The 10,620-nt window shown below is 74.0% G+C and carries 7 protein-coding genes; all 7 read left to right on the plus strand.

Annotated elements, in window-relative coordinates; translation table 11 throughout:
• Positions 1–37 precede the first annotated feature (37 nt).
• The 7 genes from ACFVST_RS18550 (at position 38) to ACFVST_RS18580 (ending at position 10,569) form a co-directional block, all read left to right on the plus strand.
• Positions 38–349: a YlxR family protein gene (locus ACFVST_RS18550; protein ID WP_390152704.1), complete on the plus strand. Its 312-nt coding sequence runs from the start codon at positions 38–40 to the stop codon at positions 347–349.
• A gap of 146 nt (positions 350–495) precedes the next feature.
• Entirely contained in the window at positions 496–3,549 is a 3,054-nt protein-coding gene (gene infB, locus ACFVST_RS18555; RefSeq protein WP_390152706.1) for a translation initiation factor IF-2, read from the plus strand.
• Between the two features lie 167 nt (positions 3,550–3,716).
• Positions 3,717–4,010 (plus strand): DUF503 domain-containing protein, encoded by a 294-nt coding sequence (locus tag ACFVST_RS18560; protein ID WP_390152707.1) that lies wholly within the window; start codon positions 3,717–3,719, stop codon positions 4,008–4,010.
• A 61-nt stretch (positions 4,011–4,071) separates the two neighbouring features.
• Positions 4,072–4,554 (plus strand): 30S ribosome-binding factor RbfA, encoded by a 483-nt coding sequence (gene rbfA / locus ACFVST_RS18565; protein WP_390152710.1) that lies wholly within the window; start codon positions 4,072–4,074, stop codon positions 4,552–4,554.
• Positions 4,551–5,462: a tRNA pseudouridine(55) synthase TruB gene (gene truB, locus ACFVST_RS18570; RefSeq protein ID WP_390152711.1), complete on the plus strand. Its 912-nt coding sequence runs from the start codon at positions 4,551–4,553 to the stop codon at positions 5,460–5,462. The genes rbfA and truB overlap by 4 nt, the downstream gene beginning before the upstream one ends.
• A gap of 163 nt (positions 5,463–5,625) precedes the next feature.
• Entirely contained in the window at positions 5,626–9,480 is a 3,855-nt protein-coding gene (locus ACFVST_RS18575; RefSeq protein ID WP_390152713.1) for a serine protease, read from the plus strand.
• A 129-nt stretch (positions 9,481–9,609) separates the two neighbouring features.
• Entirely contained in the window at positions 9,610–10,569 is a 960-nt protein-coding gene (locus ACFVST_RS18580; protein ID WP_390152714.1) for a bifunctional riboflavin kinase/FAD synthetase, read from the plus strand.
• Positions 10,570–10,620: the final 51 nt, after the last annotated feature.

Below are 10,620 nucleotides of genomic sequence, written 5' to 3' on the forward strand. Positions count from 1 at the left end.
CGCCCGGTTCCGGGCGGGTCTCGCCGGAGGGGTAGACTTGAGCACGTCTGGCCGGACGCACGCCCGCGCACACCTTGTGCGCACCTGTGTGGGATGCCGGGAGCGGGCGGCCAAGAGCGATCTGCTACGGGTCGTGGTCGTGGAGGAAGGGGACGCGTGCGTCCCCGATCTTCGCGGTACGCTGCCCGGCCGGGGTGCCTATGTGCATCCCAGGATCGTCTGTCTCGACTTGGCGCAGCGCCGTCGGGCCTTCGCTCGGGCGCTGCGCGTCCGCGTGGGCCTCGACATCGAAGCGGTGCGCCGGGCGGTCGAGACGGCCGAAGCAGACGCAGCTCAGGCAAGACCGTAAGCAAGGCGGTACGGAACCCCGTCACCGCCCAGGTACCTCGCGAGTCGGAAGTAGGTCGAGATTGCGATGAGCACTCGATGAGTACGCGATGAGTACGCCCATGAAGTAGCGACGGTCCGGCGTAACCCGGACCTAAAAGGAGCGAAGTGGCTAAGGTCCGGGTATACGAACTCGCCAAGGAGTTCGGTGTGGAGAGCAAGGTCGTCATGGCCAAGCTCCAGGAACTCGGTGAATTCGTCCGTTCGGCGTCTTCGACGATCGAGGCGCCCGTGGTACGCAAACTGACCGATGCCTTCCAGCAGGGCAACGGCTCCGGCAGGTCCGGCAAGCCGTCCGCGCCCCGCAAGCAGGCACCCTCCCCCGCGGCAGGACGCCCCGCGCCTTCACCGGCGCCGGGTGGGGGGACCTCCGACGCCGGCAAGGCGGCAGGAGAACGTCCGGCCGGCCCCAAGCCCGCACCGCGTCCCGCGGCTGCGGAGAAGCCCGCGGCACCCGCCCCGGGTCCCCGTCCGACGCCGGGCCCCAGGCCCGGTCCCAAGCCGGCCCCCGCGGCGCCGGCCGCCCCGGAGTTCACCGCTCCGCCGTCGGCCCCCGCAGGTCCGAAGCCCGGTGCGCGCCCCGGCGCCCCGAAGCCGGGCGCCCGTCCGGCCGCGCCCGGTCAGGGTCAGGGCGGCCAGGGCGGTCAGGGCCGCGGTGACCGTCAGGCCCCGCGCCCCGGTGGTCAGGGCGCGCGTCCCGGCGCCCGTCCCGCCGGACCGCGTCCCGGCAACAACCCGTTCACGTCCGGCGGTTCCACCGGTATGGCGCGCCCGCAGGCGCCCCGTCCGGGTGGTGCCCCGCGTCCCGGCGGCGCCGGTGCCCCCGGCGGCCCGCGCCCGCAGGGTGCCGGTCAGGGCGGTCCCCGTCCCCAGGGCGGCGCGCGTCCGACCCCGGGTGGGATGCCCCGTCCGCAGGCGCCGCGTCCGGGCGGTGCCCCGGGTGGCGGTGGCGGCGGCAACCGCCCGAACCCGGGCATGATGCCGCAGCGTCCCGCGGCCGGTCCGCGTCCCGGTGGTGGCCCCGGTGGCCGCGGTCCGGGCGGTGCGGGTCGTCCCGGCGGTGGCGGTGGCGGCGGTCGTCCCGGTTTCGCCGGTCGTCCCGGTGGCGGCGGTGGCGGCGGCGGTCGTCCCGGTGGTGGCGGCGGCTTCGGCGGTCGTCCCGGCGGTGGCTTCGGTGGCGGCGGTGGCCGTCCCGGCTTCGGCGGACGTCCGGGCGGTCCCGGTGGCCGCGGTGGCACGCAGGGCGCCTTCGGTCGTCCCGGCGGCCCGGCCCGTCGCGGCCGCAAGTCGAAGCGGCAGCGGCGCCAGGAGTACGAGGCCATGCAGGCCCCGTCGGTCGGCGGTGTGATGCTGCCTCGCGGCAACGGCGAGACCATTCGCCTGTCGCGCGGTGCCTCGCTCACCGACTTCGCGGAGAAGATCAACGCCAACCCGGCGTCGCTCGTCGCGGTCATGATGAACCTCGGCGAGATGGTCACCGCGACCCAGTCCGTCTCCGACGAGACCCTTCACGTCCTCGCCGAGGAGATGAACTACACGGTCCAGGTCGTCTCCCCCGAGGAGGAGGACCGCGAGCTGCTGGAGTCCTTCGACCTGGAGTTCGGCGAGGACGAGGGCGGCGAGGAGCACCTGGTCGCACGCCCGCCGGTAGTGACGGTCATGGGTCACGTCGACCACGGCAAGACCCGGCTGCTGGACGCGATCCGCAAGACCAACGTCGTCGCGGGCGAGGCCGGCGGTATCACCCAGCACATCGGTGCCTACCAGGTCACGACCGAGGTCAACGACGAAGAGCGCCGCATCACCTTCATCGACACCCCGGGTCACGAGGCGTTCACCGCCATGCGTGCCCGCGGTGCCAAGTCGACCGACATCGCGATCCTCGTGGTGGCGGCCAACGACGGTGTGATGCCGCAGACCATCGAGGCGCTGAACCACGCCAAGGCGGCCGAGGTGCCGATCGTCGTCGCGGTCAACAAGATCGACGTCGAGGGCGCCGACCCGACCAAGGTGCGCGGCCAGCTCACCGAGTACGGGCTGGTGGCCGAGGAGTACGGCGGCGACACGATGTTCGTGGACATCTCCGCCCGGCAGGGGCTGCACATCGACAGCCTGCTGGAGGCCGTGGTCCTCACCGCCGACGCCTCGCTCGACCTGCGGGCCAACCCGGAGCAGGACGCGCAGGGCATCGCGATCGAGGCCCACCTGGACAAGGGCCGCGGTGCCACCGCGACCGTCCTGGTCCAGCGCGGCACCCTGAAGGTCGGCGAGACCATGGTCGTCGGCGACGCCTACGGCCGGGTCCGCGCCATGCTGGACGACCTGGGCAACACGGTCGACGAAGCCGGTCCTTCGATGCCGGTCCAGGTCCTGGGCCTGACCAACGTCCCGGGCGCCGGTGACAACTTCATCGTCGTGGACGAGGACCGTACGGCCCGTCAGATCGCCGAGAAGCGTGCCGCCCGCGAGCGGAACGCCGCGTTCGCCAAGCGCACCCGCCGGGTGTCCCTGGAGGACCTCGACAAGGTGCTCAAGGCCGGCGAGGTGCAGCAGCTCAACCTCATCATCAAGGGCGACGCGTCCGGTTCGGTCGAGGCCCTGGAGTCCTCGCTGCTCCAGCTCGACGTCGGCGAAGAGGTCGACATCCGCGTCCTGCACCGCGGTGTGGGTGCGGTCACCGAGTCGGACATCGACCTGGCCATGGGCTCCGACGCCATCGTCATCGGCTTCAATGTGCGCGCCGCCGGGCGTGCCACGCAGATGGCCGAGCGCGAGGGTGTGGACGTCCGGTACTACTCGGTCATCTACCAGGCGATCGAGGAGATCGAGGCGGCCCTCAAGGGGATGCTCAAGCCGGAGTACGAAGAGGTCGAGCTGGGCACGGCGGAGATCCGCGAGGTCTTCCGCTCGTCCAAGCTGGGCAACATCGCGGGTGTGCTCATCCGCTCCGGCGAGGTCAAGCGGAACACCAAGGCCCGTCTGCTCCGCGACGGCAAGGTCATCGCGGAGAACCTCAACATCGAGGGCCTGCGCCGCTTCAAGGACGATGTGACCGAGATCCGCGAAGGGTTCGAGGGCGGTATCAACCTCGGCAACTTCAACGACATCAAGGTCGACGACGTCATCGCGACGTACGAGATGCGCGAGAAGCCGCGCGTCTGACGTGCGGCGCCGGGTGCCCCGGGCGCCCGGAGGCAACCGGTCCGGGGCCGGTCGGCGGGAGAGGGAATTCCCGTCGATCGGCCCCGGCCGTCGCGTGTACGGTGTGGATGTTCCGCCCGCTGAGGGCGGGACCCTCTACCCCGTACCGGCGGGACATCCGGACACACATGTACGTGGGGACTCTCTCCTTCGACCTGCTCCTGGGTGACGTACGGTCACTGAAGGAGAAACGCTCCGTGGTCCGCCCGATCGTCGCCGAGTTGCAGCGGCGGTTCGCGGTGAGCGCGGCCGAGGTCGATCACATGGATCTGCACCGCAGAGCCGGCATCGGGCTCGCGGTGGTGGCCGGCGACGCCGGGCACGTCACAGATGTACTGGACCGGTGCGAGCGGCTCGTCGCCGGCCGCCCAGAGGTGGAACTGCTGTCCGTACGGCGGAAGTTCCACGGCGACGACGACTGACGGCGGTCGACGGCACGGTAGGTGGCGTTCGGCCGGCAAGACCCAGAAGGAGACCTGACCAGTGGCCGACAACGCGCGGGCGAAGAGGCTGGCGGACCTCATCCGGGAAGTGGTGGCCCAGAAGCTGCAGCGCGGGATCAAGGACCCGCGGCTCGGCTCGCACGTGACCATCACCGACACCCGGGTCACCGGAGACCTCCGGGAGGCGACCGTCTTCTACACCGTCTACGGCGACGAGGAGGAGCGGAAGGCCGCGGCCGCCGGACTGGAGAGCGCCAAGGGCGTCCTCCGCTCCGAGGTGGGCCGGGCCGCGGGCGTCAAGTTCACCCCCACCCTCGCCTTCGTACCGGACGCCCTGCCGGACACCGCGCGCACCATCGAGGATCTGCTCGACAAGGCGCGTGCCTCGGACGCGAAGGTCCGCGAGGCCTCCGCCGGCGCCCCCTACGCGGGGGAGTCCGACCCGTACCGCAAGCCGGGCGAAGAGGACGAGGCGGCGGACGAGGCCGCCGACGGCGAGAAGGACGGCGACGCCGGCACATGACCGAGCAGCACACCCCCACGCCCGACGGCCTGGTCATCGTGGACAAGCCGTCGGGCTTCACCTCGCACGACGTGGTGGCCAAGATGCGCGGCATCGCCCGCACCCGCCGCGTCGGCCACGCCGGCACCCTGGACCCGATGGCCACCGGCGTCCTGGTCCTCGGCGTGCAGCGCGCCACCAAACTCCTCGGCCATCTCGCCCTGACCGAGAAGGAGTACCTGGGCACGATCCGCCTCGGCCAGAGCACCGTCACCGATGACGCCGAGGGCGACATCACCGCCAGCGCCGACGCCTCCGGGGTGACCCGGCAGGCCGTGGACGAGGGGATAGCCGCCCTCTCCGGCGACATCATGCAGGTGCCGTCGAAGGTCAGCGCCGTCAAGATCGACGGCAAGCGGTCCTACCAACGGGCCCGGGAGGGCGAGGAGTTCGAGATTCCGGCCCGCCCGGTCACGGTCTCCTCGTTCACCGTGTACGACGTGCGGGAAGCAGCCGCCGAGGACGGCACCCCGGTATTCGACCTGGTCGTCTCCGTGGTCTGCTCCTCCGGTACCTACATCCGGGCGCTCGCCCGGGACCTGGGGGCCTCGCTCGGGGTCGGCGGCCATCTCACCGCGCTGCGCCGCACCCGTGTCGGCCCCTACAAGCTGGACTCCGCCCGCACCCTGGACCAGCTCCAGCAGGAGCTGTCGGTGCTGCCCCTCGCGGAGGCCGCCGCGGCCGCATTCCCCCGCTGGGACGTCGACGGGCGCCGCGCCAAACTCCTCACCAACGGGGTGCGGTTGGAGATGCCCGAGGAGTACGCGGGCAGCGGTCCGGTCGCCGTCTTCGGTCCGGAGGGCGCCTTCCTCGCGCTGGTCGAGGAGCAGAAGGGCAGGGCGAAGAGCCTCACCGTCTTCGCGGGGTGAACGCGCCCCGGGCGGGCGGTGGTTGAGGCGGATTCACTCCATCGAGCGGGCGCTCGGAGTGAACTCACGGGGCGCGGGGGCGTGTTGGCCCGTCGTGGTGTCCCGCTGATCATCCGCCGCCGTACGGTTGCCCGGGGAACACGCACGGCGGGGAGGTCTGGCCATGGCGCCACGGGGCGGGGCAGCGGTGGCGGATGAGGCCGAGGACCCCACCCTGGTACGGATCAGCGACCCGGCCGGCCGCCCCCTCGGCACCGGCTTCGCGGCCGACCACCACGGCACGGTGATCACCGCCCATACGGTCGTCGACGGCCGGGACCGCCTGGTACTGCACGCCCCCGGCGACCTCACCCGCGTCCTCACCGGCGCGGACATCACCCCGCTGCCCGCCCAGGGGCTGGCCCTGCTGCGCACTGAGGGCCTCGGGCTGCGGCCGCTTCCCGTCACCGTCCGCGCTCGGCCGGCCGTCGGCGGCTATGTCCGTCTCGCGGCGGGCGGTTGGCGGGAGGCCCGCGTCCTCGGTACCGGTGAGCCACCGGCGGAGGGCGGCACCGAGGCGGTTCCGGGCGGGGTGCGGGTGGCGATCGGTACCGACGGCAGTGACGCCCTGCGCCGCGGCGGCCACACCGGTGGGCCGGTCTGCGACGCGGCCACCGGCGCCGTCCTCGCCGTCCTCGCCGGGGGCGCCGCCGCCCATCCCGCGCACACCGCCGGTGGGCACGCCCATCCGCTGCGCTCCGCGGCCGCCGCCGACCCGGACGGTCCGCTCGCCGCGCTCCTCGCCCGGAACGCCGCCACTGTGCCCGGCACCGGAGCCGACCTCAACCTCGCCGCCGTGCTCCAGCTCACCGCCGTCTCGGTCGGTTCCGGTGCGCCGCGGCCAGGGCCGGAGTATGTCGAACGCCCTGAGGTGGCCGCCGAGTTCACCACTTTCACCGAGTCGGGGGCGGCGGTGCTCGCCCTGGTCGGGGAGCCCGGTACCGGCCGTACCACGGAGCTGGCCGCGCTGGCCGCACGGCGTGCCCATGGTGCCGCGCCCGCCCCCACCCTCTGGCTGCGCGGCGCCGATCTGCACGCCGAGGACCCCTCCCTCGGTACCGCCGCCACCCGCGCCCTGGCCCGCGCCGCCCGAATCGTCAGCGCCTCCGGGGAGGGGGTGAGCGATGCTGAACCTCCTGGGGACGAGGGGGAGTTGGGGGAAGAGGGGCCGACGGCGGAGGAGGTCGCCCGGGCGGCGCGGGACGGTGGGCGGCCGTTGCTGATCCTGCTCGACGCCCCGGAGGAGATGCCGCCCGGTCTCGCCCACCGGCTGCCCGACTGGACCAGCGCCACGGCCCGCTGGCTGCGCACCCATGGCGTCCGCCTCGTCCTCACCTGCCGCAGCGAACACTGGCACCAGACCGGCCCCCACCTCCCGCCCGACCTCCTCCACGGCTCACTCGGGGCCAACGGCCTTGACCAGAACGGGAGTTGCAGATGCGGGGACGGGGACGGTGCCAACGGCGGTTCGTCGTACGGAGGTTGCGGGGGTGAGGGAGAGGGGTGTGCGGCTGGGGCCAACTGCCGGTGCGGGCAAGGGGATTGTGCCCACCGGGAGCACCGGAGTGAGGTGCCGTGGGCGGTGGGGGACGGGCCGCCGTGTGTGCCGCTGGGGGATCTCTCCGCCGAGCAGGCAGAGCGGGCCCGCGCGGCCCATGGCATCCCGGCCGGAGTCCTCGCCCCGGCCGATGCCCGCCACCCCCTGGCCCTGCGGCTCCTCGCCGAGGTACGAGCCGCCTGCCCCGAGGCCGTGCACACCGGGCGCCCCACCAGGGAGCAGCTCTTCGAAGCCCATCTGGCCCTCCAGTGCCTGCGGATCGCCGCCCGCCTCCCCACCGCGGAACGCCTCGGCCCCCCGGCGGTGCGGCGGCTCGCGGTACGCGCGGCGGGGCGGGTGCACCAGGCGGCGCGGCGCTGTCTCGGCCCGGGGCAGGGCGAGTTGGGCCGGGCCGACTTCGAGGAGGTCTTCCCCTGGCGCACCGGCTGGGCCTCCGCGGTCCTGGCCGAAGGGGTGCTGGTACCGGCGGGCAACGGCTACCGCTTCGCACACGAGGAGCCCGCGGACTGGCTCCAGGGCGCCCACCTCGACCTCGAACCCGCCCTGGACGCCCTGGTCCACCAGCGGGCCGCGGACCCCGCCCAGCCCCCGGTGCCGCGCCACCGTATCGGCCCCGTCGTCCAGTCCCTGCTGCTCCTCGCCCGGCAGCAGGGCAGTGGGCAACTCGCCCGCAAGCTGGAGGAGTTGACGCGGGCCGCGGAGACCCTGGCCGACGCGGAGGGCCGCGGTGACGGGGACGCGGACGCCGGGGAAGGGGCCTGGTGGGCGGTGCGGCTGGTGGCCGGAGTGCTGGTGAAGGTGCCGGACGCGGGCCCGTATCTGGAGGTGCTGCGGTCGCTGGCCGGGCGGGTGGTGGCCCGGTGTGCGGCGGGGCGGCCGGTGCCCGCGGTGCTGGGGCCGGGCTTCTGGGCCGCGCTCGCGGTGGACGAGCAGGACCGGCTCGAACTGATGCGGACGCTCGTCGTCACGGACGGCCCACGGGTGGACGGGCCCCGCCATCTGGACGCGGTGGCCGGGCTGCTCACCGCTGACCCGGTACGGGTGCAGGCGCGGCTCACCGGCTGGTTCACCGACTCCCGGCCGCTGCCCGCGACACCGGGCGCGACGGTGGCCGCCGCCGCCCAGGCCCTGCTGCACACCCATCGGCGGCGCGCCCCCGACGCCCTCACCGAGACCCTGCTCGGCTGCCCCCATCCGCGGGCGGAGGAACTGCTCGCGGTGCTCGCCGAGGAGGAGCCGTCCGCGATGTGCCGGGCGGTGGACCGCTGGGCGCGGGACGAGCGCCCGGACCGGCATATCGCCGCCGCGGTCCACGCCCTCGCCGTCGCCCCGCACGCCACGGCCCGAGCCGACCGGCTGCTGCTACGGCACACCGCGCTGACCCTGCTGGGCCGCAGCCAGGACGACGCGCTGCGCGGGGCGGTCCTCGGACTGCTGGTGCGGGACCCGGACACCCGGGCCCGCTATCTGCCCCAAGCTCTGCGCCAACTCACCTCTCCGGACGGCTACTTGCCCGCGGACGCGGTGAGCGCGGCGCTCACCGGGCACCCCGGGCAGACCCTCGCCGCGCTGCGCATCCGGCTGTCCCGGCGCGGCGGAGTCCGTACCCTGCTGCGGGCGCTGGCCGACGCCGATCCCGCGCCGCCCGCCCGGCCGATGGGGCGGCTGCTGCTGGACCTCCAGCGGCTGCGGCCCGAGGACGGCGCCCGGCACGCCGCGCTCTATGTGGACCGGCGCCTCACCCACGGCCCGGCGGCCCGCCGGGACCTGCCGCCCCTGGTGACCCGGCTGCTGGCGGAGGGCCCCGTCCCGCTGCGCGCCGCACTCGCCGTGGTACTCGCCGGACCCGGCCCGGACGGGACACGGCAGCCGGTACGGGCGGAACTGCTGGAGCAACTGCTGGCACAGGAGGAGGCCAGGACCCGGGACAGCGGCGACGCGGAACGCGACCCGAGGGATCCGGAGGTGCTGGCCGCGGTCCTGCGCTCGGCGGTGGACCCGGCAGCGGTGACGGCAGCGGTCACGGCGGCCGAACCCATGGACACCGCCGGACTCCGCGACCCCGTGCAGACCGCGCACCCCGCCGACCGTATGCGCGGGCTGGTGCGCCGGACGGGGCTGCTGCTGGTGGCGGGGGCGCAGGGGGCGGCCTGTTTCGACCGGTGCCTGGTGGAGCGGGCCCGTGCCGTGCCCGGCTTCGCCGTACTGCTGGGGCGGTGGCTGGCGGAGCGGCCGCAGGAGTGGGACACGCTGGTGGGGCCGAGCGCCCGCCGTCTGATCGGCGACCTGGCGCGGGAGCCGGCCCCTGGTCCCGAGGCCCGGACGGGTCCCGGGACCGGGGCCGGCACCCCGTCCGCGGCCGCTGCCGGAGGACGGAGTGGAGCGGGTCACAGCGGGGCACCGATGCGGGGCAGCCGTTGACGGCATGGCACCCTTAGACCTGCGGATCGTGCGTGTCCGGAGGCGGGCACCGGGATCCGGCAGGGACGGGTCAGGCGATCCGGCCGAGAGCTGCCATCAACGGCACGGTTCGACAAGGAGCGGTTCACAGTGCAGTGCTGGCGTGGCTTGGAGGACATCCCCGAGGACTGGGGGCGCAGCGTCGTCACCATCGGCTCCTACGACGGAGTCCACCGCGGACACCAGCTCATCATCGGCCTCGCCGTGGAGCGGGCACGGGAGCTGGGGGTGCCGTCCGTCGTCGTCACCTTCGACCCGCACCCCAGCGAGGTGGTGCGCCCCGGCAGCCATCCGCCGCTGCTCGCCCCGCACCACCGGCGGGCCGCCCTGATGGCGGAGCTGGGCGTGGACGCGCTGCTGATCCTCCCGTTCACCAGCGAGTTCTCCAAGCTGTCGCCCGCCGACTTCGTGGTGAAGGTCCTCGTGGACAAGCTCCATGCGCGGACCGTGGTGGAGGGCCCCAACTTCCGCTTCGGCCACAAGGCCGCCGGCGATGTCGACTTCCTGACCGAGCTGGGCCGCACCTACGACTACCGCGTCGAGGTGGTCGACCTCTACGTCAGCGGTGAGGCGGGCGGCGGTGAGGCCTTCTCGTCCACCCTGGCGCGGCGGCTGATCGCGGAGGGCGAGGTGGCGGGCGCCGCGGAGATCCTGGGCCGGCCGCACCAGGTCGAGGGCATCGTGGTGCGCGGCGCCCAGCGCGGCCGCGAACTCGGCTATCCCACGGCCAACATGGAGACCCTGCCGCACAGCGCGATCCCCGCCGACGGGGTCTACGCGGGCTGGCTGCACGCGGACGGCGAGGTGATGCCCGCGGCGATCTCCGTCGGCACCAACCCGCAGTTCGACGGCGTGGACCGGACGGTCGAGGCCTATGCGATCGACCGGGTGGGGCTGGAGCTGTACGGGCAGCAGGTGGCGGTGGACTTCCTGGCGTTCGTCCGCGGCCAGGCCAAGTTCGAGTCGCTGGAACAACTGCTGGAAGCCATGGCGGGCGATGTGAAGCGCTGCCGCGAACTGATCGCGGAGCACGACGCCGCACAGGCCTGAAGCCGCGGCGGCGGGAGCAGAGCTGAGGGGGAGGGGCCCGGCCGGGCACCT

The sequence above is a fragment of the Streptomyces sp. NPDC058045 genome (assembly GCF_042885635.1).
GTDB lineage: Bacteria > Actinomycetota > Actinomycetes > Streptomycetales > Streptomycetaceae > Streptomyces.

Excerpts from the sequence above, each read along its gene's own strand:
- ACFVST_RS18560 (WP_390152707.1), top strand. The coding sequence starts at position 3,717 with ATGTACGTGGGGACTCTCTCCTTCGACCTGCTCCTGGGTGACGTACGG.
- truB (WP_390152711.1), top strand. The coding sequence starts at position 4,551 with ATGACCGAGCAGCACACCCCCACGCCCGACGGCCTGGTCATCGTGGAC.
- ACFVST_RS18575 (WP_390152713.1), top strand. The coding sequence starts at position 5,626 with ATGGCGCCACGGGGCGGGGCAGCGGTGGCGGATGAGGCCGAGGACCCC.